Here is a 22,488-nt window from a genome sequence, read left to right on the forward strand (position 1 = left end):
AACCCAATCTGCCCGCAATCGCGTTCACATACACGAAACACCCGCGTGAGCGGGGTGAAACATCATGTTCCGGGGTCAGGCCTTGTCTTTGACCGTGTCCTCTTCGATCTCGTCCGACGCTTTCAGCGTCAGCGGCGGGTCCTGCGGCGCTTCCGAGATCGGGGCAGGGGCCGCAGGCGGGGTGGTCAGCACCTCATCCGGGCCGGGCACTGGGCGCGGGGTCGGGGTGTCATCCTCTTCCACCGGCTCGACCTGCGGCGCATCGGCGGCAACCGCCCGGCGAAACACCAGCACATTGCGCCAGTTCGTCGTCGATCCGGTCAGGCCCGAGCGTTCCTCGCTGGGCAGCAGTTCCGCGCGCTGATACTCCCAGCCCTCTTGCCCCAACTGGTTCAGCAACTGCTCGATCGAGGTGGCAAACCGGCCCTCGGGCGTCTTCACGCCTTTGGCTTTGGTGCCCTTTTGCGGAGCGGGGACAACTTTGTATTCGTAGCGCTGCATCAACAGGTCCTGATTGCTGTGTCCGGGCACGTTAACATTTTGGCAAGCAAACGAAAGCCATGATCGTGCCTCGGCGAGATTCAGCCTCAGCCGCGCGCGGCCTTGCCAACCAACGACAGGCACAGTTCGGTCGCCACGGCCATGTCCTGCACCGAAATCCACTCCAACGGCCCGTGAATGCACTGCATCCCGGTGAAGATATTGGGCGTCGGCGTGCCAAACTCGGTCAGGCGCGACCCATCGGTGCCGCCCCGGATCGGTACGGAAACCGGCTCGATCCCCAAATCGCGGCAGGCATCCCGCGCCAGATCAACCGGCGTCATGTCCTTTTCCAGCCAATAGCGCATGTTGCGATACTGGTGCGAAATCTCGCAGTCGATCTGCGCGCGCGGTTCGGTGGCCTGCACAGCGGCACAAACCTGACGCACGATATCGCGCTGCGCTTCCAACCCTTCCATCTCGAAGTCGCGCAGGATCAGCTTGATCTCCATCTCGGACGAACCGCCATTCATATCCGTCACATGGATGAACCCCTGACGATCATCCGTCACCTCGGGCGTCATCGTCGCCTGCGGCAAGGTCTGCACAATCTTGGCGGCCAGATGCGCGGCGTTCACCATCTTGTCCTTGGCCAGCCCCGGATGGATCGACACGCCGGTGATCTTGATCACCGCCCGATCGGCCGAGAAGCTTTCATATTCGATCTCACCCAGTTCCTGCCCGTCCAGCGTATAGGCGAAATCCGCGTTCATATCCTTGGGCAGCTGTTCAGTAACACCGCGCCCGATCTCTTCATCGGGTGTAAAGGCGATGCGAATCGGGCCGTGGGGGACATCCTTGTTCTCAAGCAGATGCCGCGCCAGCGTCATCAGGATCGACACTCCAGCCTTGTCATCCGCGCCCAACAGAGTCGTCCCCGACGCCGTAATCAGATCATGCCCGATCTTCTCAGCCAGATAGGGGTGTTCCTCGGGCGACAGTACCAAATCGGGATCATCGGGAAACGTGATCTCTCCACCATTATACCCCTTGATCACCCGAGGCTTGACCCCGGTCGCGTTGAACTGAGGCGCCGTGTCCACATGCGCCAGAAACCCGATGGTCGGCCCCTCAGCCGTGCCGGGGATCGTCGCCATCACCACACTGTCGCCGGTCATCTTTACATCCTGCGCGCCGATCTCGGTCAGCTCCTGCTGCAGCAGGTTCAGCATGTCGAACTGAATCTTGGTGCTGGGGGTCGAGGGCGAGGTCTCATCGCTTTGGCTGTCGATGGCGGCATAGCGCATCAGCCGGGTTTCCAGTTCCTGATCAAAACGATTTTGCATCGGTATCCCCTCTCTGCCTTGCGGGATGAGAAAGCGCATTCAGGGGCCGAGTCAAGCCGCTGACTCGCCCCCGGACGTTAAGCTTTCATTATGTACAAAATGAACAAACCCGGTCTTCGGGGATGTACAAATCGGAAGATTTACGAGCCCAGCTTCTTGCTGACCAATTCGTTAACCGCCTTCGGATTGGCCTTGCCGCCGGTCGCCTTCATCACCTGACCCACGAACCAGCCCGCCAGTTTCGGGTTCACTTTGGCCTTCTCGACCTGCGCCGGATTGGCGGCGATGATCTCGTCCAAAGCGGCCTCAATCGCGCCGGTATCCGTGACCTGTTTCATGCCGCGATCCTCGACGATCTGCGCCGGATCACCGCCTTCGGTATAGACGATTTCAAACAGGTCCTTGGCAATCTTGCCCGAGATCGCATCCGACGCGATCAGGTCAATGATCCCCCCCAACTGCGCCGGAGAAACCGGCGAGTCGGTGATGCCCTTGTCGTCCTTTTTCAACCGCCCAAACAGCTCGTTGATGACCCAGTTCGCGGCCAGCTTGCCGCTGCGGCCCTTGGCGACATCTTCGAAATATGCCGCCGATTCCACCTCGGCGGTCAGCACGGACGCGTCATAGTCGGTCAGGCCGAACTCGCTGATAAAACGCGATTTTTTATCGTCCGGCAGTTCCGGCAGCTTGGCGGCGATGTCGTCCACCCAGGCCTGCTCGATCTCCAGCGGCAGCAGGTCGGGGTCGGGGAAATAGCGGTAATCATGCGCTTCTTCCTTGGACCGCATCGACCGTGTCTCACCCTTGTCCGGGTCATAGAGACGGGTTTCCTGCTCGACCTTGCCCCCAGCTTCGACGATGGCGATCTGACGACGGGCTTCGACCTCAATCGCCTGCTGGATGAACCGCATCGAGTTCATGTTCTTGATCTCGCACCGCGTGCCCAGATGCGAAAAGTCCTGTGTTTCCTGATACTTCTCATACGCGCCCGGCAAACAGATCGAGACGTTCACGTCCGCCCGCAGGTTGCCGTTCTGCATGTTGCCGTCGCACGTGCCCAGATACCGCATGATCTGCCGCAGCTTGGCGATATAGGCTGCAGCCTCTTCCGGTCCGCGAATATCGGGACGGCTGACGATCTCCATCAGGCACACACCGGTCCGATTCAGGTCGACAAAGGACATATGCGGGTCCATGTCGTGGATCGATTTGCCCGCGTCCTGCTCCATGTGGATACGTTCGATCCGCACGATGCGTGCGGTGCCGTCGCCCATCTCGACCAGAACCTCGCCTTCGCCCACAATAGGCTGATAAAGCTGAGAAATCTGGTATCCCTGCGGCAGGTCGGGGTAGAAATAATTCTTGCGGTCAAAGGCCGATTTCAGGTTGATATCCGCCTTCAGGCCCAGCCCGGTACGCACCGCCTGTTCCACGCAGTACTCGTTGATCACCGGCAGCATGCCCGGCATCGCCGCGTCCACGAATGCTACGTTCGAGTTCGGCTCCGCCCCGAACTGGGTCGATGCGCCCGAAAACAGCTTGGCATTGGATGAGACCTGAGCGTGCACCTCCATCCCGATCACCAGTTCCCAATCGTGCTTGGCCCCGGCAATGGTTTTGGGTTTGGGCATTTCGTATGTCAGGTCGAGCATGGCGCGCCTCATATCCGCAGAAGTCTAAGCCTGCGTATTAGGCCCGGCGCGCCAAAGGAGCAAGGGGTTCCGACCCTAATTCCCCGAGAACTGCAGCCCAGACGGCGTGAACGTCGCGCTTTGACCGCTGCGCAGCTCGTCCCGCAGCAGGTTGGCAATGGCCCGCAGCGCATCGCGGCGGCCCCGGGCGGCAAAGCGTTCAGCCGAATTGACACGCAGGCTGTTGTTGAACCCGTTCGCTGCATGGGCCCAGATCAGCGGGTGCAACTCGGTCAGGTGATCGCGGATCAACCAGTCTGCGGCGGCGCAGATCTGCTTGCGGGCGACGTCTGCCTTGGGGCTGCGGCCCATGCCCTTCTGCAGGGTGACCGAGCAATAGGCCGCCAGCAGGTTGATCGTCTGTTGATCCGGACGGCGCGCTACAATATCCTGTAATCCTTCAATAAAATACTCGACATCCACCCGCGCGCAGGCATCATCATCCAGTGCGATGGCGTCGAACTGCGCCCAGGTATAACCGCCTGCGCCCCACGTCTTCTGGGTCCGCGCGGCGTTGCGCAGGGCCTGAACCTCAAGCTGTTCATAGCTGCCGAACCAGCGCGGCAGCAGGTGAGTCCCCATGGCGCGCATGTGGCGGTGGTTCTGCGGGTCCAGTGTGATCAGCGCCTCATACTTGTCAGCGACGCGCGTGCGCGGGTCGATGTGACCGGCCAGCAGCGCACAATCCGCCGCGGCAACGGCGGGGCTGTCGGGCATGGCTGCGCGGCTCACCGGCAGCAGCGCGGCGGCGCGGTCGAAATGCGCCGCACAACGGGACTGATGCAGCGCCGGCAGCGCATCCGATTGCGCCGTGCCACGCCACGCCCAGGCCAGATCGATATGGGCCAGCGCCACCACCAGCGCGATCATCGGATCGTTGGGATGGTTCTGAATCTCGCCTTCCAGCTCTGAGATTCCACCCAGAAGATCGTAATCCGACAGTTCCTTACCGTCAGACAGCGCATGTTCGGCCGCCAGCACCACGTCCGAGCGGGCACCAAAGGCCAGTAGGTCGGTGATTGGCTGTCCGCAGGGCGTGGTCTTGCGGGCAGCGTCCGCGGCGCGCATTTCGCGCGACAATTCGGCCCACATATCCTGCCGCGCCAGATAGCGGCCGCGCTCGATCACCTGATGCGCGATCGCATCATCAGCATCCGTTTCAGCGATGGGGATGTTCAGCTGACCCGAGGCAACAAGCCATGCCGTGGCATCGGCGACCGACGCAGGCAGAGGCGTTCGGGTGGGATCAGAAGAACCGAAAAGACGGGCAGAAACTGCCCTGATAGACCGAAACATGGCGAAACTCGAACTGGAACAAGCGTGTAACCGGTTCAGTTTTGCCAAAAATTAGGCGCAAATCAAGGACACAACGCTGCGAGCAGAGGAATCCGTGACCAATCCTGCCTGGAGCTGGGGGATCGTTTCAGAATGCTGTAAAATGATGACGCTCGACCGCGAATCCGGCCTGTGTCAAGACCTCTTCGAACTGCTTGTGCGGTGGAAGTGATTCATCCGGCAGACGCACGCGTTTGTCCGATTTCAACACCGCCGAGACACGCACCGAAAAGTCCCAGCGCGTGTCAAAGCGGAACCGGTCAACCTCGGCCAGCTTCAGTTCGCCCTGCCGCTGACCGCTGTGCCAGCGCAGGGTATCGCCGGTCAGTTCCATCCCGGCGCTGGTGTCTTTGATCACATCCCACAGCGCGGGCAGGGTGGTCAGGGCCAGCAGGGCCATCAGCCACCAGACCGCGTCAAACACGATCGTCAACCCGATCAGTACCGCGTAGATGCCGATCAGGATCAGAACCGTGCGTTGGTTCCGGTTCTGCCGGGTGAACCGGAACGGGGTCATGCGCCGAGGATGCGCGACACCATCTCGGTGGTGTCCCGAGACAGGTCGGGCGCGTCCGCGATGCGAGTCAGTTGCGCGCGCATCAGGGCCTGACGGTCGGCGTCATAGCGTTTCCAGGTCTGGAAGGCGCTGCACATCCGGGCGGTGGTTTGCGGGTTCACCGGGTCAAGCTTGATCAGCCAGTCCGCCAGCAGCGCATAGCCTGCGCCGTCCGCCTGATGGAAGCCCGCATGGCTGCCGGCCAAAGATCCCATCAGCGCGCGGAACCGGTTGGGGTTTTTCCAATTGAAATCAGCGTGCTCGGACAGTTTGCGCGCGGTTTCGACCGTCTTTTCGGGGCCTGTCATCGCAACCTGCAGTCCGAACCATTTGTCCATCACCAGCCGGTCATGCTGCCACTGGTCATAAAACGCCTCCAGCTCGGCTTCGCCCTTGCCCGCGCGCAGCAGGCAGGACAGGGCGGTCAGTTGAAGTGTCATGTTGTCGGCGCGGGCGTAGTCCTCGGCCGCCTTGACGCCACCATCCAGTCGCGAGGTCAGCGCCAGCGCAGCACCCCCAAGGGCCCGTTTGCCCGATTGCTCGGCGTCCGGCTTATAGGGCGCATCCACCAGCGTTTCGCTGTGCAGCCGGGGCAGCAGGTCCTGAACATGCTGGGCGGTGGCCTGACGCAGGGTTTCAACCGCTGCCCAGATAGCCATCGGATCGGGCGTGACGCCTTTGTCATGTAGCGCCGCGGCCAGTTCGGATTGCGTCGGCAGGCCCAGCATCAACGCGCGATAGGCCGGGTCCAGTGTTTCATCGCGCAGAACGGCCAGCAAGCCGTCCAGATAATCGGCATCCGGCGTCGCCTCGTCGGTGATCATGCGCAGCAGCGTGTCCTCGGCCAGCGACCGCCCCGCCTGCCAGCGGTTGAACGGGTCGGTGTCATGGGCCAGCAGGAAGGCGCGTTCGGCATTCGACGGCTCATGTTCAAGGATCACCGGGGCCGAGAAGTCGCGCAGGATCGAAGGCACGGGCTTGGCCGCAAGGCCGGTGAAGGTAAAGCTTTGTTCTGCCTCGGTCAGCTCAAACACCTCGGTCGCGCGAACCTCATCCCCGTTCGGACCCAGCAGGCCAATGGCGACCGGGATCACCTGAGGCTGCTTGTCGTCCTGCCCCGGTGTCGGCTCGGTCCGTTGGCCCAGCGTCAGGGTGTAGGTGCCATCGGTCCAATCCTCACGCACCGACACACGCGGGGTGCCGGACTGGCTGTACCAGCGCTTGAACTGGCGCAGATCGCGGCCCGTAGTGTCCTCGAAAACCTGCAGCCAATCCTCGATGGTGCAGGCCTGCCCGTCATGGCGGTCGAAATAGAGATCGAGCGCCCGTGCATAGGCCTCATCGCCCACAAGCCGCTTCAGCATACCGATGACCTCGGCACCTTTCTCGTAGACGGTCGAGGTGTAGAAGTTGTTGATTTCCTGAAAACTCTCGGGCCGCACGGGATGCGACAGAGGCCCGTTATCCTCGGGGAATTGCCGCGCGCGCAGGTCGATGGCGTCATGGATGCGTTTCACCGGGGCCGAGCGCATGTCCGAGGTGAACTGCGCATCGCGATAGACGGTCAGCCCTTCCTTGAGGCACAGCTGGAACCAGTCGCGGCAGGTGATGCGGTTACCGGTCCAGTTGTGAAAATACTCATGGGCGATGATCGCCTCGATCCGCTCGAAATTCATGTCGGTCGAGGTTTCGGGGCTGGCCAACACAGCCGAGGAGTTGAAGATGTTCAGCCCCTTGTTCTCCATCGCGCCCATGTTGAAATCGTCGACGGCCACGATGTTGAACACGTCCAGATCGTATTCGCGGCCATAGACGTCCTCGTCCCATTTCATCGACTTCTTCAGGGCTTCCATGCCAAAGGCGCATTTGCCCTCGTCGCCCGGGCGGACCCAGAGGTTCAGTTCGACGTCCCGGCCCGACATGGTGGTGAACTGGCCGGGATGGGCGATCAACTCTCCGGCGACCAGCGCGAACAGATAGGCGGGTTTGGGCCAGGGATCGACCCACTCCGCCCAGCCCTCGCCCTTGGCCGTGGGGTTGCCGTTCGACAGCAACACCGGCAGGTCGCCATTGATACGCACAGTGAAGGTGGACATCACATCGGGGCGGTCGGGGTAATAGGTGATCTTGCGGAACCCTTCGGCCTCGCATTGGGTGCAATACATGCCGTTCGACATATAAAGCCCCTCCAGCGCGGTGTTGTTGCCGGGGTCGATCTCGACCTCGGCCTCCCAGACAAAGGGCGCGTCGGGGGCGGCAAGGGTCAGACCTTCGGGTGTCAGGTCAGGTGACACTTCGGCCCCGTCGATGGCGACGCGGATCAGCCTGAGGTCTTCACCATGCAGGAAAAACGTACGATCCGTCGCCTCGGGGTTCGGACGGAAGGCGATGCGCGAGGTCACGCGGGTGGCGTTCGGAGCCAGATCGAAGGTCAGATGCACGCTGTCGACCAGATAGCTGAACGGGGTGTAATCTTTCAGATAGATGGTGGTGGGGGCGGCATCGCGCATCGGGGGCCTCGTTGACTGGGAATCTGGCGCGACGTTATGGTTTTCGCCCCGCCGCTGCAACCAATGCGCCCGGGCGCAGAGCAGATATGCGTCCCGCCAAAATGTGCACCGTTGAACACGCGCCTGCGCTGACATGCAGGGTGTGCGCCGTTGCGCAAGGGCAGGCCTGCCGGTAGGTTTTGCCAGATACCAGTTGAGACAAAGGAAACCTCATGGCGCGTCCGGTCGTCGGCATTATCGGCAATTCTTATCTGATGAACGATCAGTACCCGACACATGCGGGCGGGACGATGAATTCGGACGCGGTGTCAAATGTTTCGGATTGTGTGCCGCTGCTGGTGCCTGCGGACCCACGCTATGTGTCGGTGGATGAATTGCTTGAGGTCTGCGACGGCTTTCTGCTGACCGGAGGCCGCCCCAACGTGCATCCCGAGGAATACGGCGAGGCTGCAACGGCCGCGCATGGTGATTTTGACCGGGCGCGGGATGCGATCACGCTGCCGCTGGTTCGCGCCTGCGTCCAGCGCGGGCAGCCCTTCTTTGGCATCTGCCGCGGCTTTCAAGAGGTCAACGTGGCCATGGGCGGCACGCTGTACCCCGAAATCCGCGATCTGCCGGGGCGGTTGAACCACCGGATGCCGCCCGATGGCACGCTGGAAGAGAAATTTGCCCTGCGCCATGTGGTGACACTGACCGAGGGCGGCGTGTTTCATCAATTGCTGGGCGCTTGCGAGGTGATGACCAACACGCTGCACGGGCAGGGGATCAAAACGTTGGGCGAGAATGTGGTGATCGACGGTCTCGCGCCCGACGGCACGCCCGAGGCGATCTATATTCAAGGTGCCCCGGGTTTTACCCTGTCGGTGCAATGGCACCCCGAATGGGATGCCGCAAACGACCCAGTCTCGCGCCCCTTGTTCGAAGAATTCGGCCGCGCCGTACACGGCTGGGCCGCAGGCAAAGACGCCGCGCGGCTGCAGCGTTCGGCTTAAGCGGTCCGGCGACGGGCGCCGGACCGGATATCTCAGACCAGCAGGTTGAACTGCTGGTTCAGCGGCAGGCTGCGGGCGCGCTCGCCGGTCAGATCAAACAGCGCATTCCCCAGCGCAGGCATCGACGGAGGCGTACCGGGTTCACCGACCCCACCCAGATGCTTGTTGGTCTCAAGGATGCGGACCTCGGTTGCGGGCGTCGTGTGCATCCGCAGCGCGTCATAATCGGGGAAGTTGTATTGCTCGACCTCGCCATCGGCAAAGGTGATCTCACCCGACACCGCCGCCGACAGGCCATAGATCATGCCGCCGATCATCTGCGCCTCGACCGTGGCCGGGTCCAGCGCAAGGCCCACGTCGCAGGCGATCCAGGCCTTCGAGATGCGGATAGTGCCGTCTTCGTCCATCACTTCGATCACCTGCGCAACCGGGGTGCCAAAGCTGTAGGCGAGTGCCACGCCGCGGCCCACGCCATCGGGGGTCTTGCCGGTCCAGCCTGACATTTCCCGGACGGCCTCCAGACACCCGGCTGAGGGCGCGTGTTCGGATTGGGCCAGTTCCAGTCGGAACTCCAGCGGGTCGCGTCCGGCGGCATGGGCCATCTCATCCATGAAGGTTTCGTGGAAGAACCCGTTATGGCTGTTGCCGACCGAGCGCCAGAAGCCCACAGGAACGGCCAGATCGGCGATATGCCCGGCCATGCGGTAGTTGGGCACCGAATAGGGTTGGTTGAAGAAGCCTTCGACCAGAACCTTGTCGGGGCCGCCGCCGGGGAAGCCAGTGTAGCGCGCGACCGCTTGCTGGGTGGGGGATTGCGAGGCAACCTTGCCGTCGATCAGCACGGCCTTGCCACCTTTGACCGCGCCGCGCATCCGGGCCATCGCGCCGGGGCGGTAGAAGTCGTGGCGCATGTCTTCTTCGCGGCTCCACGTTGTCTGGACCGGCGTGCCGGGCATGGCCATGGCGACCTTGGTGGCGATCTCACCAAAATCCAGTTCTCCGCGGCGACCAAAGCCGCCGCCCAGATAGGTGGTGTGGATCTCGACCGCTTCGGTGTCCAGACCTGCGGTATTGGCCGCGCGCATCTGGATCAGGGTCGGTGCCTGATTGCCGCACCACAGGTCCAGCTTGCTGCCGGTGTAAAGCGCGGTGGCGTTCATCGGCTCCATCGTGGCGTGGGCCAGATAGGGTACGGTATAGTCCGCCGTGATCTCGGTCGCGCCTTCGGGCAGAACGTCAACATCGCCGTCATCGCGCATGGTCGAGTTCGGGGCGGCGTCAAACGCCTCGGCGATCTTGGCGAACACGGCGTCGGTCTCGGGCGGGTAGGGGGCATCGCCCCAGTCCACGTCGATGGCTTCGACCGCCTGCATGGCGAGCCATGTGTTGTTCGCAATCACCGCGACGCCAGTGCCCAGATCGACGATCTTTTCGACACCGGGCATGGATTCGGCAGCACTTGCGTCAAAGCCGTTCATGGCGCCGCCCAGCTTGGGGTTCATACGCACGGACGCGAATTTCAGACCCTCGGGGCGTACGTCGATGCCGAAAGTTGCGGTGCCCGTGGATTTGCCGGGGATGTCGACGCGGGGCAGGGATTTGCCGATCAAACGCCACTCGGACGGGTCGCGCAGCGCGACCTCGGGTGGCTCGATCTGGCCAGCGGCCTCGGCCAGTTCGGTATAGGGGATGCGGGTGCCATCCGGGGCAACCACCGCGCCGTTTTCGGTTTGCAATTGCGCGCGGTCCACGCCCAACTGATCCGCCGCTGCCTGTTTCAGTGTCTCGCGGGCGGTGGCACCGGCCATGCGCATCCGCTCGAACCCGTCTTTCATCGAGGTCGAACCGCCGGTGACCTGCAGGCTGAGCGTCCGGCCCAGAACACCCAGAGCCTCACCCAGATTGTGCTGGAAGTCAGAGATGTCATAGCCCTTGTTCGGCAGGCCCTCACCCACCAAAGCATGGTTGTAATAGGCTGCTGCCGCCGGCCCGTGCAGAACGCGGATATCGTCCAGTTCGACGTCCAATTCCTCGGCGATAAGGGCGGCCCATGTGGTCATGACGCCTTGGCCCATCTCGGCGCGCGGGGCAAATAGGGTGATGCCCTGCTGGTCGATCAGCACAAACGGGCTGAGCGCGGTTTCACCGTCACGCGGTTTCAACGGGTTCGCCGCGGGGCGGGTGACGTAATATGCGCCGAAGGCCACACCGCCCACAATGGCGGCCGAGCCGATCAGGAAGGTGCGGCGCAGGATTTTTCCGATGCTGGCCATGGATCAGACCTCCTTCAGCTTGGCTGCGGCGTCGTGGATGGCGGCGCGGATGCGGGGATAGGTGCCGCAGCGGCAAAGATTGCCCTGCATCGCGTCATCGATATCGGTGTCCGAGGGGGCTGGGTTTTCGGCCAGCAGCGCTGCCGCCTGCATGATCTGGCCCGACTGGCAGTAGCCGCATTGGGCCACCTGATGATCGACCCACGCTTGCTGGATCGTCGCCATTGCATCGGGGGTGCCCAGACCTTCGATCGTGGTCACGTCGCCCCAGACATCGGACAGGGCGACCTGACAGGACCGCACCGCCTCACCATCGATATGCACGGTGCAGGATCCGCAGGCCGCAACGCCGCAGCCGAACTTGGTGCCGGTCAGGCCGACCTCGTCGCGCAGAACCCACAACAGGGGGACATCGTCGGGCAGATCGACCTGATGGGTCTTTCCGTTGATCTTAAGGGCGGTCGCCATGGCGCACCTCTCTTGGCTGTGACGGTTTCTGACATAATTAGCGCAAAGTGTCAGTCTGTCAATTGACAATCTGAACAAAAACTGTCAGATCGGATTCATGGAGCAAAAACCGGACGATCCACGGCAACTGGCCATCCTCGCCTCGGCGCTTGAGGCGTTTGCGGCCTATGGATTCCGCAAGACCTCGATGGATGACATCGCCAAGGGGGCGGGCATGTCGCGCCCGGCGGTCTATCTGCATTACAAGAATAAAGAGGCCATCGTTCGCAGCCTGACGCAGGCGCATTACGCTGAAAAGATCGCCGGGGTGGCCAGTGCTCTGTCTGGCGGCGGGACCGTGCCGCAGATCATCGCGCGCGCGATTGACGCGCAGATTGACGGCATGGCGATGATCCTTGCCTCGCCGCATGGGGTTGAGATGCTGGATGCCAGCAAATCCACCGCGTCAGATATCGTGGACGAGGGCGAGGCCGAACTGACCAGCCTCTATGCCGACTGGCTGCGGCGCGAGGCGGCCAACGGGCGCGTGCGCATTCCCGATGGCCCAGACGAGACCGCCCGGACGATCACCGCCACGCTCAAGGGCGTTAAGCTGACGGCGTCCAGCGCCGACGAGTTCGAGCGGCGGATTTCCCAGCTTGCCGCGCTGTTGGGCGCGGGGCTTGAGGTCAGGTAACGCGCTGGCGGATCTTGTATTCGGGCTTATCCCACAGCTTGTTGGTGATGATATCAGCCAGAATATCGACCGCCTGCTCCACATCCTGTTCGTCGATATAAAGTGGCGTGAAGCCGAACCGCATCACGTCAGGTGCCCGGAAATCGCCGATCACACCGCGCGCGATCAGCGCCTGCATGGCGGCGTAGCCTTCGGCAAACCGGAATGAGACCTGACTGCCGCGCTGTTGCGGATCGCGGGGGCTGGCCAGTTGCAGATCGGGGCAGGTGGCCTCGACCCGGGCGATAAACAGCTCGGTCAGGTCGATGGATTTGGCGCGGATATCGGCCATCTCGGCCATATCCCAGATATCCATCGCCGCCGACAGCGCGGTCATCTGAATGACCGGCGGGGTGCCGACCCGCATCCGCTCGATCCCCGCGCCGGGGCGGTAATCCAGATCGAAGGCAAAGGGTGATTCATGCCCCAGCCAGCCCGACAGCGCCGGGCGCACCCGGTCGGACAGACGCGGCGCAACATAGATAAAGGCGGGCGCGCCGGGGCCTCCGTTGAGGTATTTATACGTGCAGCCCACCGCGAAATCGGCATTGCAGCCGGACAGGTCGACCGGAATGGCCCCGGCGGAATGCGCCAGATCCCAGACCGTCACCACGCCATTGGCATGGGCCAGTTCGGTCAGCGCCTTCATGTCATGCATGCGGCCCGAGCGGTAATCGACCTCGGTCAGCATCAGCACGGCGACCTCTTCGGTGACATGGGCGGCGACGTCCTGCGGGTCGACCACGCGCAACTCGTAATCCGGGCCAAGCGACCGCAGCAGCCCGTCAGCCATATAGAGGTCCGAGGGAAAGTTGCCATTGTCCGACAGCACCACTTTGCGTGTCGGGTTCAACTCCAAGGCCGAGGCGACGGCTTGATAGACCTTGATCGACAGCGTGTCGCCAACCACCACGCTGCCCGGTTCGGCCCCGATCAGGCGGCCGATGCGGTCGCCCAGACCAGTGGGCATCGCCATCCATCCGGCCTTGTTCCAGCCGGTGATCAGCATCTGCCCCCATTCGTCCTGCATCATATCACCCACTCGGTTACCGGCAGATTTCGGCAGCGGACCCAGAGAGTTGCCGTCGAGATAGATCATCCCCTCGGGCAGGTGGAACATGGATTTGGTGGCGGCGAAATCGGTCATGGAAGCTCTTGCGTCATTAAGGGAAAGAACGGGTTGCATCCGGCCTATCCGATCTGGCCGAACCTGTCCATCGCCGGGGGGCGGATGATGCGACACCCTGCGCTTTTGCCATCTTGGCCGGAAAGCGGTAGGACATCGATCAGAAGCGACATGCGCCGGTGCATGTTGCCGCGGCAGGAGGCGGTCATGCGCCGGATCGACATACCACCCGTCTGGCTTGCGGGCTTTGCCGTTTTGGCCTGGGCTCAGGCGCGGGTGCTGCCTCTGGGGCTGTCGCTCGAGGGGGCGGTGACCGATCTACTCAGCGGTATTCTGATCGGCGGCGGCGTGCTGCTGGCGCTGCTGGCGGTTCTCGAGTTTCGCCGCCATCGGACGACTGTACTGCCGCATGAAACACCGTCGGCCATGGTGCAGAGCGGTATCTACAAACGCAGCCGCAATCCGATCTATCTGGGTGATGTGCTGATCCTGGCCGGGCTGATTCTGCGCTTCGATGCGGTGCTGTCTCTGGTGCTGATCCCGGTCTTCGTCTGGCTGCTCGAACGGCGTTTTATCCTGCCGGAAGAGGATCGTCTGCGCCGCACGTTCCGCGCTGATTTTGCACGGTATGAAAACAAAACCCGAAGGTGGATCTGAAGATGTGGTCGGCATGACACACCGCAAGAAATGCTGCACTTGCGAAATAATCTTGCGCAAGATAAATGTCGGCTTGTCAAACAATGCCGGACACCCACCTGGCCTTAACAGAAAATTAGGGGGAACCGACTGGTGAAAATAGGAACGCCAAAGGAAATATTCAAAGGCGAGAACCGGGTCGCGATGACCCCGGACTCGGCGGTGCAGTTGCAGAAACTGGGTTATGAGTGCCTGATCGAAAAAGGCGCAGGCGCGGCTGCGGGGTTTTCCGACGCTGCTTATGAGGCCGCCGGCGTCGAGGTCGTCAAGACCCCTGCCGCGCTGTGGAAAGCGGCGGATATCATCGCCAAGGTGCGTCAGCCGTCCGAGACCGAACTGAAGCGTCTGACCAAGGACAAGACGCTGATTTCGTTCTTCAACCCTGCCGGGAATGAAGAGGGGATGGAACTGGCCAAGTCCAAGGGCGCGACCGTGATTGCCATGGAGATGGTGCCGCGCATCAGCCGGGCTCAGAAAATGGATGCGCTGTCGTCCATGGCCAACATCGCGGGCTACCGTGCGGTTATCGAGGCAGGCAACAACTTTGGCCGCTTTTTCACCGGTCAGGTGACGGCTGCGGGCAAGGTGCCCCCCGCGAAAGTGCTGATCGTTGGGGCGGGTGTCGCCGGTCTGGCGGCGATCGGGACCTCGACCTCGCTGGGTGCGATCACCTACGCGTTCGACGTGCGCCCCGAAGTGGCCGAACAGGTCGAATCCATGGGGGCCGAGTTCGTCTATCTGGATTTCGAAGAAGATCAGCAGGATGGCGCGGCGACCGGTGGCTATGCCTCCGTTCAGTCGGATGAGTTCCGCGAGGCGCAGCTGGCCAAGTTCCGCGAATTGGCCCCCGAGATGGACATCGTCATCACCACGGCGCTGATCCCGAACCGGGAAGCGCCTGAGCTTTGGACCAAGGATATGGTCGAGGCGATGAAGCCGGGCTCGGTCATCGTCGATCTGGCGGCGGAAAAGGGTGGCAACTGCAAGCTGACCGTAGCGGATGAGAAGATCGTGACCGATAATGGCGTGACCATCATCGGATATACCGACTTCCCCAGCCGGATGGCGGCGCAATCCTCGTCGCTCTATGCCACCAACATCCGTCACATGATGGCCGACCTGACGCCCGAGAAGGACGGCAAGGTCAACCACGACATGGAAGATGACGTGATCCGCGGCGCGACCGTGACGCACGAGGGCGAGATCACCTTCCCGCCACCGCCGCCCAAGGTGCAGGCGATTGCGGCGCAGAAAAAGCCCGAGGTCAAGGAACTGACCCCGGAAGAGAAGAAAGCGCAGGAGATTGCGGCCTTCAAGGCGCAGACCAAGCAGCAGTTCACCCTGCTGGGTGTGGGTGGCGCATTGATGCTGTTGGTGGGGCTGATCGCTCCGGCCAGTTTCATGCAGCACTTTATCGTTTTTGTGCTGGCCATCTTTGTGGGCTTTCAAGTGATCTGGAACGTCTCGCACAGTTTGCACACGCCGCTGATGGCGATCACCAACGCGATCTCGTCGATTATTATCGTTGGAGCGTTGATGCAGATCGGATCGGGATCGTTCCTGGTCATTCTGCTGGCGGCGCTGTCCGTCTTTATGGCCGGGGTCAACATCTTCGGTGGCTTCCTCGTAACCCGGCGCATGCTCGCCATGTTCCAGAAATCTTAAGGAGGTCGGGCATATGATTGGCTTCACTTCTGCCGCTTATGTTGTTGCGGCTGTCCTTTTCATTCTGTCCCTCGGCGGTCTGTCGAACCAGGAAAGCGCCAAGCGCGCGGTCTGGTATGGCATTGTCGGCATGGCGCTGGCGGTGTTCGCAACCTTGGTCGGCCCCGGCTCGGGCCTGTGGCTGCTGTCGCTGCTGCTGCTGATCGGCGGTGGTCTGATCGGTCAATATGTGGCGCAGCGCGTGCAGATGACCGAGATGCCGCAGCTGGTGGCGGCAATGCACAGCCTTGTCGGTCTGGCGGCTGTGTTCGTGGGCTATAACGCCCATTTCGAAATCCTGAACGTGGCCGAGCTGTTCGCTATCGCGGATGCCGCGAAAGAGGTCGAACTGTCCGGGCTGGGCGAATTCGGCAAGCTGATCGCCAAGAAGACGGCGGCCGAGGTTTCGATCCTGCATGTGGAACTGTTCCTGGGCATCTTCATCGGGGCGATTACCTTTACCGGCTCGGTCGTGGCCTATGGCAAGCTGGCGGGTAAGGTGACCTCGGCGGCGACCAAGCTGCCGGGCGGTCATGCGTTGAATGCAGCGGCGGCGGGCCTCTCGCTGATTTGCCTGATCTGGTACACCGCGTCCGGTGGGTTCTTCCCGCTGTTCCTGATGACGCTGGCGGCGCTGTTCATCGGCTATCACCTGATCATGGGCATCGGCGGTGCCGACATGCCGGTGGTGGTGTCGATGCTGAACTCGTATTCGGGTTGGGCGGCTGCGGCGATTGGCTTCTCGCTGGGCAATGACCTGCTGATTGTGGTGGGGGCTCTGGTGGGCTCGTCGGGTGCGATCCTGTCCTACATCATGTGTAAGGCGATGAACCGTCACTTTGTCAGCGTGATCCTGGGCGGCTTTGGCGGCCCGCAAGGCGAGCAGATGGCGGTTGAGGGCGAGCAGATCGCCATCGAGGCCGATGGTGTAGCCGCAGCCCTGAACGATGCCGATAGCATTGTCATCATCCCCGGTTACGGCATGGCGGTAGCGCAGGCGCAGCAATCGGTCAGCGAACTGGTCCGCAAGCTGCGCGCCAAGGGCAAGAATGTCCGCTTTGCGATCCACCCGGTTGCCGGTCGTCTGCCGGGGCACATGAACGTGCTGCTGGCCGAGGCCAAGGTGCCTTATGACATCGTGCTGGAGATGGATGAGATCAATGATGACTTCCCGGATACGGATGTGGCCATCGTCATCGGCTCGAACGACATCGTGAACCCTGCGGCGCAGGAAGACCCCAACAGCCCTATCGCCGGAATGCCGGTTCTGGAGTGCTGGAAGGCCAAGCAGGTCTTTGTGTCCAAGCGTGGTCAAGGCACCGGGTATTCGGGCATCGAAAACCCGCTGTTCTTCAAGGAGAACACACGCATGTTCTATGGTGATGCAAAAGCGTCGCTGGACAAGCTGTTGCCGATGATCGACTGATCGGAGAGTTTCAGTGAAATGCAAAGGGCGCCCTTGCGGGTGCCCTTTTCTTGTTTGGTTGGCTGGGGGGCTTTGCCCCCCAGCGGCCCCCCAGGATATTTTTGGCCAGATGAAGCAGGTGGGGTGTGGTAGGTTGGGGCAGGATGATGTTTTGGCGGGGGCGGCTATGGAAAAGGTGAATGGTATTGGTGGGGTGTTCTTTCGTGCGCGAGACCCGAAGGCGCTGAGTGTTTGGTATGAGACGCATCTGGGGGTGAACCACTATGACCCCGTGCCGTGGAAGCAGCAGGAGGGGTACACGGTCTTTGCACCCTTCGCTGAAGATACGGAGTATTTTGGACGCGCCGGGCAGCAGTGGATGATCAATTTTCGCGTGGATGACCTGGACGCGATGATCGCGCAGCTTAGGGCCGCCGGAATCACGGTCGAGACCAGCCCGGATTGGGACAGCGAGGTTGGAAAATTCGCGCGTATTCACGACCCCGAGGGCAATCCCATCGAGCTGTGGGAGCCAAATCAATAAGATAGCTGTTCGGTATGCTGTGGTATCCATATAAGCCTATGAAATAAAAAGATAATTGATGTATTTGTCCGGTGCCTTATAGTGCGCCGGACAAAACGGAGCCACAGATGACGCCGATAGATGACCATCCGCTGCGCTATGCGCTGGCCAACGAGTTGCACGCACGGCCTTTCCCGACAGCGTCTGCGCCCTGCACAGTCGTCTTTCTGGCGATCAAGAAGCCCACTGCCGCGGTGGCGGGGGATCGTGGTGAAGACCGGGGGCATCTGATTGATCTGCTCGACCGGCATGGTGCGCAGCATCCGCGGCCGGAGGCGACGCATTATGCGGGCCAGATCGGTCGGCACCGGCTGAAATGGGAGCAGCACACCGAGTTCGTCACCTATACCGCCATCACTCCGAACGTCAGCGATCGGCCCTTTCACCCGGCCGATTTCGAAGTGTTTCCGCCGGACTGGTTGCGGGCGTGTCCGGGGAAGAGGGTGACGTCGATCATGTTGCGGGTGGTCGAGCGCCCGGATGATGAGGGAGTGAGCGCTGCGTTGGCCGATTGGTTTGAGCCCGAAAGCCTGGCGACGGCGCGGGTTCTGGACGATTCGGCCATTTGTGCCGGCGATTTCCGCATCGATCCCGCCGGACATATGCGGTTCGCCCTGTTTGTCTCGGACGGGACCGATGAGCGCCGGACCGGGCGGGTCATTCAGCGGCTATGCGAGATCGAGACTTATAAGGCGATGTCGATGCTGGGCTTTGCCCGTGTCAAAGAACTGATGCCCCGGATCGGTGAACTGGACGGTCAGCTGACCACGCTGATGGGAGAGATGACCGATGACAGCACGCCTCCGGATGCGTTGTTGCCGCAGTTGCTGTCGACCTCGACCGAGCTTGAAAGCCTGTCGGCCCGCTGTTCCTATCGCTTCGCTGCGACGGGGGCCTATGAGGCGTTGGTCAACCAGCGGATCGCGGTGCTGAGAGAAGAGCGCTTTCGCGGCGGGCAGAGCTTCGCTGATTTCATGATGCGCCGCTATGACCCGGCGATCCGCACTGTCAAAGCGACCGAGCGCCGCCTGCAGGCGCTGTCGGACCGGGCCATTCGCGCAGGTGAGCTGTTGCGTACCCGTGTCGATGTCGAGCGCAGCGCGCAGAATCAGGCACTGTTGGAAAGCATGGATCGGCGCGCGGATCTGGCGCTGCGGCTGCAACACACGGTCGAGGGGCTGTCGGTGGTGGCGATCAGCTATTATGCCGTCTCACTGGTCAGTTACCTGCTTTATCCGCTGACCAAGGCGGGGATCAGCAAGGGGATGCTGACGGCGGCTGTGACTATTCCGGTGGTGCTGGGGGTATGGATCGGCATTCGTCAGATCCGCAAGCGGCTGGAATAGGCGGCATTTGCCAATTCCGGCTGGGCCTGTAGAACGGGTCAGGTTGGGCAGGTTTCGCGCGAGGGGGTCCCCATGATTGGTATTGTTGCCGCGTGGCGGGCCGTGGCCGCCATGTTCATCCTGAATGGCGCGTTGTTCGGCATCTGGGCGTCGCGTATTCCGGCGGTCCGCGACCGGCTGGACCTGAGCCATGAGGCGCTGGGCTATGGGTTGCTGTTCATGGCAGCCGGGGCGGTGTGTTCCTTTCCGATCACGGGGCGGCTGACGGATCGGTTTGGTGCGGTCTCGATCACGCGGGTCATCGCGGTTCTTTACACGCTTTCCCTAATCCTGCTGGCGCTGGCTGGTGAGTTCTGGACCCTGGCCGCGTTTCTGTTCGTCTTCGGGGCCTTTCACGGTTCGATGGATGTGGCGATGAATGCCTGGGCCGCCGAGGTCGAGCAGGCCTTTGACAAGCCTGTCATGTCCTCGTTCCACGCGATGTGGAGCTTGGGGGCCGGGCTGGGTGCGCTCAGCGGGTTTGGCGCGGTGCAGGCGGGGCTGACCGTGATACAGCATTTTCTGCTGGCGGGCGGGGTTGTTGTGGCGTTGGCTTTGGCCGCGTCGTGGGTGCGCTGGGTCTCGAACCGGGCCGAGGCCGGGGCGGGGTCTGTGTTTGCTTTGCCATCTGGTGCCTTGATCCTTGTGGGGTTCACCGCGCTGTGCGGTGCGTTGGGCGAGGGCGCGGTGGCGGATTGGAGCGCGATTTTCCTGCGGGATGTGACCGGCGCGGCCGAGAGTGTTGCGGCGCTGGGATATGCGGTGTTTTCGGTGGCGATGGTGGCTTTCCGGTTGGCGGGCGGCTTTGTGATCGCGCGGTTCGGACCGGTTGCGACCGCGCGGTTTGGGGGCGTTTGCGCAGCGCTTGGTGTGTTCGGGGTGGTGTCGGCGGGCGGGGCAGGGCTTGCGCTGGCAGGCTTTGCGCTGATGGGGATCGGCTATGCGGTGATCATGCCGCTGGCCTTCAGCCGCGCGGCAAATGACCGGCATGTGCCGCCGGGGCAGGCGATCGCAAGCGTTGCGACCTTGGGCTACGGAGGGTTGCTGATCGGGCCGCCCCTGATCGGGTTTTTGGCCGAGTTGATGACGCTGCGACTGGCCTTTGCGATTTTGTTACCGCTGGCCGTTCTGATCATCCTGTTGGCCGGCGCGCTGAAGCGCGCCGACTGAGGTTCGTTTAACGCCCGCGGATACGCGGATCCAGCGCGTCGCGCAGGCCGTCACCCAGATAGTTCACGCTGAGCACGGTTAGCGAGATCGCAAGACCGGGCCAGAACACGCGCTCGGGGTATTGCTGCAGATAGTCGACGCCATCGAACAACAGGCGACCCCATGTCGGGAAGTCGGGTGGGAACCCGAGGCCGAGGAAAGACAGTGCGCTTTCCGTGATGATGGCCGTGGCGATGCCCAACGTGGCTGAGACCATGATTGGCGACAGCACGTTCGGCAGGATGTGCCGTGTGATGATCTGGCTGTTGCTGGTGCCGATGGACCGGGCGGCCAGAACGAATTCACGCTCCTTGATCGCCAGAACGTCCCCCCTTACGATCCGTGCAGTTGGCATCCACGAGGTGATGCCGATGGCGCAGACGATCAGGATGAAGATCCCGCGTTCAAGCCCGAAGGCCGCCGACAGCGGCTCGCGAAACAGCAACATCATGACCAGCAGCAGCGGCAGCAGCGGCAGCGCCAGGAACAGGTCGGTCAGGCGCATCAGCGGGCCGTCCAGCCGTTTGAAGAACCCGGCCAGAACCCCGATGAACGAGCCCAGAAACAGCGCCAGCAGCATCGCGGTGATGCCAACCGAAACCGAGGTCTGGCCGCCGGACATCATCCGCGCCAGAATATCCCGGCCCAACTGATCGGTGCCGAAGGGATGCGCAAGGCTGGGGCCCTGATTACGCGACCGGATGTCGATCTGGGTGGGATCGATGGTCCAGATAAATGGCCCGAGATAGACCGCGGCGACGATGAAGATGAATAGGATCGCCCCGATCATCGCGCCCTTGTGGGTCTTGAACTGATCCCACACATCGCGCCATTGGCTGCTGGGTGGTGTGGTGAATTCCTCCATCACACCCGAGGTTGGCAGGACTGTGGATGCCGGGGCCAACCCCTCGTCAGGGACCAGAGTGTCGGTACGATCATGATCAGTCATAGCGAATCCTCGGGTCCAGAATGCCGTACAGGACGTCGGCGATCAGGTTGAACAGCACGATCAGCACGGCGAAGATGAAGGTCAGCGTCTGCACCATCGGCAGGTCATTGGCCTGAATGGCGCCGATCAGCAACTGGCCGATGCCGTTCACCTTGAACACCTGCTCGGTGATGATCGCGCCGCCAAAGATGGCCGGGATGCCCAGAGCAATCACCGTGACCACAGGGATCATCGAGTTGCGCAACACGTGGACCATGACGACGGTGTATTCGCTGAGGCCCTTGGCGCGGGCGGTACGGACGTAATCCTGATTAAGATTGTCCAGCATCGAGGCGCGCATGAAGCGGCTCAGCTGCGCGGTGATCTGCAGCGCCAGAACCATGACCGGCATGATCATCTGTTTCAGCTGTACGACGAAGCTGTCCCAGCTATTCACCACATGGGTCGTGTCATAGATCGACGGGAACCAGCCCAGTTGGACCGAAAAGATCACGATCACCAGCACGCCCGAGAAGAAGGGCGGGACCGAGAAACCGACCATCGACACGAACGTGCCCATCTGGTCGAACCACGAATACTGGCGGTAAGCGGAATAGATGCCGATGGGCAGCGCGATCAGGATGGCGACTACGTAGGCGGTGCCGACAACCCACAGGGTCTGCGGGATACGCTGAACGACGATGTCCATGACGGGCGAACGAGTCTGCCACGAAATCACGCGCAGGTCACCTTCGGAAAAGGTGGTGCCGAACATGGCGTCGACCAGAACCTGCGGTTCGATCCAGAAGAACTGCACGATCCATTTCCAGAACCGGATATGCATCGGCTGGCCGAGGCCAAGCGCCTCGCGCATCTTCTCTTTGACTTCGGGGGGGACGGTAAGCGGAACCTGCGCCATCGGGTCGCCTGGGGCAAGCTCGAGCAGCAGGAAGATGACGAGGCTGATGAACAGCAGCGTGGGTACGGCCAGCACCAGTCGTCTGATGGTAAAATTGAGCATTAAGAGGCGCCTTTATATGCGTCTTCTTGTTGGAGTGGTGTGCAAATGACTGCGCCCCGATATGG

General features: G+C 62.0%; 19 protein-coding genes. 8 read left to right on the forward strand and 11 right to left on the reverse strand.

Annotated features, from left to right (window positions below; all coding sequences use genetic code 11):
• Positions 1-75 precede the first annotated feature (75 nt).
• The 6 genes from ACR1XV_RS11265 to pepN all read right to left on the reverse strand — a co-directional run bounded on the left by ACR1XV_RS11265 (position 76) and on the right by pepN (position 7,918).
• Positions 76-501 (reverse strand): DUF4177 domain-containing protein, encoded by a 426-nt coding sequence (locus ACR1XV_RS11265; protein ID WP_480531291.1) that lies wholly within the window; start codon positions 499-501, stop codon positions 76-78.
• An 86-nt stretch (positions 502-587) separates the two neighbouring features.
• Entirely contained in the window at positions 588-1,826 is a 1,239-nt protein-coding gene (pepT, locus tag ACR1XV_RS11270) for a peptidase T (protein ID WP_480531293.1), read from the reverse strand.
• A gap of 140 nt (positions 1,827-1,966) precedes the next feature.
• On the reverse strand, positions 1,967-3,478 hold the full coding sequence (gene gatB, locus ACR1XV_RS11275) for an Asp-tRNA(Asn)/Glu-tRNA(Gln) amidotransferase subunit GatB (RefSeq protein WP_480531295.1): 1,512 nt from the start codon (positions 3,476-3,478) through the stop codon (positions 1,967-1,969).
• Positions 3,479-3,553: 75 nt separating this feature from the next.
• Positions 3,554-4,813: a hypothetical protein gene (locus ACR1XV_RS11280; RefSeq protein ID WP_480531297.1), complete on the reverse strand. Its 1,260-nt coding sequence runs from the start codon at positions 4,811-4,813 to the stop codon at positions 3,554-3,556.
• Between the two features lie 127 nt (positions 4,814-4,940).
• The gene (locus ACR1XV_RS11285) at positions 4,941-5,369 is read right to left on the reverse strand and encodes a hypothetical protein (protein WP_480531299.1); all 429 of its coding nucleotides are present in this window, start codon (positions 5,367-5,369) and stop codon (positions 4,941-4,943) included.
• Complete coding sequence (gene pepN / locus ACR1XV_RS11290) at positions 5,366-7,918, reverse strand: aminopeptidase N (protein ID WP_480531301.1); 2,553 nt, start codon at positions 7,916-7,918, stop codon at positions 5,366-5,368. Before pepN ends, ACR1XV_RS11285 begins: the two co-directional genes overlap by 4 nt.
• 212 nt (positions 7,919-8,130) lie before the next feature.
• Here pepN and ACR1XV_RS11295 point away from each other — a divergent pair, with 212 nt between their 5' ends.
• Positions 8,131-8,910, forward strand: coding sequence for a gamma-glutamyl-gamma-aminobutyrate hydrolase family protein (locus ACR1XV_RS11295; protein WP_480531303.1), 780 nt, complete (start codon positions 8,131-8,133; stop codon positions 8,908-8,910).
• 32 nt (positions 8,911-8,942) lie between these two features.
• On the opposite strand, the gene ACR1XV_RS11300 is transcribed toward ACR1XV_RS11295, so the two are convergent.
• Together ACR1XV_RS11300 and ACR1XV_RS11305 are read right to left on the reverse strand one after the other, a co-directional pair.
• Positions 8,943-11,183: a xanthine dehydrogenase family protein molybdopterin-binding subunit gene (locus tag ACR1XV_RS11300; RefSeq protein WP_480531305.1), complete on the reverse strand. Its 2,241-nt coding sequence runs from the start codon at positions 11,181-11,183 to the stop codon at positions 8,943-8,945.
• Between the two features lie 3 nt (positions 11,184-11,186).
• Positions 11,187-11,651, reverse strand: coding sequence for a (2Fe-2S)-binding protein (locus ACR1XV_RS11305; RefSeq protein ID WP_480531307.1), 465 nt, complete (start codon positions 11,649-11,651; stop codon positions 11,187-11,189).
• Positions 11,652-11,748: 97 nt separating this feature from the next.
• Between ACR1XV_RS11305 and ACR1XV_RS11310 the strand changes: the two genes are divergently transcribed.
• Positions 11,749-12,327 carry a TetR/AcrR family transcriptional regulator gene (locus ACR1XV_RS11310; RefSeq protein ID WP_480531309.1) on the forward strand — a complete coding sequence of 193 codons (579 nt, stop codon included), beginning with the start codon at positions 11,749-11,751 and terminating at the stop codon, positions 12,325-12,327.
• Here the strand turns inward: ACR1XV_RS11310 and kynU are convergent.
• Positions 12,320-13,513 carry a kynureninase gene (gene kynU / locus ACR1XV_RS11315; protein WP_480531311.1) on the reverse strand — a complete coding sequence of 398 codons (1,194 nt, stop codon included), beginning with the start codon at positions 13,511-13,513 and terminating at the stop codon, positions 12,320-12,322. The genes ACR1XV_RS11310 and kynU overlap by 8 nt on opposite strands.
• Positions 13,514-13,699: 186 nt before the next feature.
• Here kynU and ACR1XV_RS11320 point away from each other — a divergent pair, with 186 nt between their 5' ends.
• The 6 genes from ACR1XV_RS11320 (at position 13,700) to ACR1XV_RS11345 (ending at position 20,435) form a co-directional block, all read left to right on the forward strand.
• Positions 13,700-14,149, forward strand: a complete 450-nt coding sequence (locus tag ACR1XV_RS11320; protein ID WP_480531313.1) for a methyltransferase family protein — start codon at positions 13,700-13,702, stop codon at positions 14,147-14,149.
• A gap of 132 nt (positions 14,150-14,281) precedes the next feature.
• A complete protein-coding gene (locus ACR1XV_RS11325; RefSeq protein WP_480531315.1) occupies positions 14,282-15,853 on the forward strand; it encodes a Re/Si-specific NAD(P)(+) transhydrogenase subunit alpha in 1,572 nt (523 codons plus the stop codon).
• Positions 15,854-15,866: 13 nt separating this feature from the next.
• Positions 15,867-17,318: an NAD(P)(+) transhydrogenase (Re/Si-specific) subunit beta gene (locus tag ACR1XV_RS11330; protein ID WP_480531317.1), complete on the forward strand. Its 1,452-nt coding sequence runs from the start codon at positions 15,867-15,869 to the stop codon at positions 17,316-17,318.
• 166 nt (positions 17,319-17,484) lie between these two features.
• Entirely contained in the window at positions 17,485-17,841 is a 357-nt protein-coding gene (locus ACR1XV_RS11335; RefSeq protein ID WP_480531319.1) for a VOC family protein, read from the forward strand.
• 107 nt (positions 17,842-17,948) lie between these two features.
• Entirely contained in the window at positions 17,949-19,226 is a 1,278-nt protein-coding gene (locus tag ACR1XV_RS11340) for a DUF3422 family protein (RefSeq protein WP_480531321.1), read from the forward strand.
• Between the two features lie 72 nt (positions 19,227-19,298).
• Complete coding sequence (locus ACR1XV_RS11345) at positions 19,299-20,435, forward strand: MFS transporter (protein WP_480531323.1); 1,137 nt, start codon at positions 19,299-19,301, stop codon at positions 20,433-20,435.
• A 7-nt stretch (positions 20,436-20,442) separates the two neighbouring features.
• Here ACR1XV_RS11345 and ACR1XV_RS11350 read toward each other — a convergent pair whose 3' ends face one another.
• A complete protein-coding gene (locus tag ACR1XV_RS11350) occupies positions 20,443-21,423 on the reverse strand; it encodes an ABC transporter permease (RefSeq protein WP_480531325.1) in 981 nt (326 codons plus the stop codon).
• The gene (locus ACR1XV_RS11355) at positions 21,416-22,423 is read right to left on the reverse strand and encodes an ABC transporter permease (protein WP_170647655.1); all 1,008 of its coding nucleotides are present in this window, start codon (positions 22,421-22,423) and stop codon (positions 21,416-21,418) included. Before ACR1XV_RS11355 ends, ACR1XV_RS11350 begins: the two co-directional genes overlap by 8 nt.
• Positions 22,424-22,488: the final 65 nt, after the last annotated feature.

Source organism: Ruegeria sp. AD2(2025), from assembly GCF_056542385.1.

What these genes read in the sequence shown, in the direction of transcription:
- ACR1XV_RS11345 (WP_480531323.1), top strand. Translation starts at nt 19,299, where the DNA reads ATGATTGGTATTGTTGCCGCGTGGCGGGCCGTGGCCGCCATGTTCATC.
- kynU (WP_480531311.1), bottom strand. Translation starts at nt 13,513, where the DNA reads ATGACCGATTTCGCCGCCACCAAATCCATGTTCCACCTGCCCGAGGGG.
- ACR1XV_RS11355 (WP_170647655.1), bottom strand. Translation starts at nt 22,423, where the DNA reads ATGCTCAATTTTACCATCAGACGACTGGTGCTGGCCGTACCCACGCTG.
- ACR1XV_RS11320 (WP_480531313.1), top strand. Translation starts at nt 13,700, where the DNA reads ATGCGCCGGATCGACATACCACCCGTCTGGCTTGCGGGCTTTGCCGTT.
- ACR1XV_RS11265 (WP_480531291.1), bottom strand. Translation starts at nt 501, where the DNA reads ATGCAGCGCTACGAATACAAAGTTGTCCCCGCTCCGCAAAAGGGCACC.
- gatB (WP_480531295.1), bottom strand. Translation starts at nt 3,478, where the DNA reads ATGCTCGACCTGACATACGAAATGCCCAAACCCAAAACCATTGCCGGG.
- ACR1XV_RS11310 (WP_480531309.1), top strand. Translation starts at nt 11,749, where the DNA reads ATGGAGCAAAAACCGGACGATCCACGGCAACTGGCCATCCTCGCCTCG.
- pepN (WP_480531301.1), bottom strand. Translation starts at nt 7,918, where the DNA reads ATGCGCGATGCCGCCCCCACCACCATCTATCTGAAAGATTACACCCCG.
- pepT (WP_480531293.1), bottom strand. Translation starts at nt 1,826, where the DNA reads ATGCAAAATCGTTTTGATCAGGAACTGGAAACCCGGCTGATGCGCTAT.
- ACR1XV_RS11350 (WP_480531325.1), bottom strand. Translation starts at nt 21,423, where the DNA reads ATGACTGATCATGATCGTACCGACACTCTGGTCCCTGACGAGGGGTTG.
- ACR1XV_RS11280 (WP_480531297.1), bottom strand. Translation starts at nt 4,813, where the DNA reads ATGTTTCGGTCTATCAGGGCAGTTTCTGCCCGTCTTTTCGGTTCTTCT.
- ACR1XV_RS11335 (WP_480531319.1), top strand. Translation starts at nt 17,485, where the DNA reads ATGGAAAAGGTGAATGGTATTGGTGGGGTGTTCTTTCGTGCGCGAGAC.
- ACR1XV_RS11340 (WP_480531321.1), top strand. Translation starts at nt 17,949, where the DNA reads ATGACGCCGATAGATGACCATCCGCTGCGCTATGCGCTGGCCAACGAG.
- ACR1XV_RS11285 (WP_480531299.1), bottom strand. Translation starts at nt 5,369, where the DNA reads ATGACCCCGTTCCGGTTCACCCGGCAGAACCGGAACCAACGCACGGTT.
- ACR1XV_RS11295 (WP_480531303.1), top strand. Translation starts at nt 8,131, where the DNA reads ATGGCGCGTCCGGTCGTCGGCATTATCGGCAATTCTTATCTGATGAAC.
- ACR1XV_RS11300 (WP_480531305.1), bottom strand. Translation starts at nt 11,183, where the DNA reads ATGGCCAGCATCGGAAAAATCCTGCGCCGCACCTTCCTGATCGGCTCG.
- ACR1XV_RS11305 (WP_480531307.1), bottom strand. Translation starts at nt 11,651, where the DNA reads ATGGCGACCGCCCTTAAGATCAACGGAAAGACCCATCAGGTCGATCTG.
- ACR1XV_RS11330 (WP_480531317.1), top strand. Translation starts at nt 15,867, where the DNA reads ATGATTGGCTTCACTTCTGCCGCTTATGTTGTTGCGGCTGTCCTTTTC.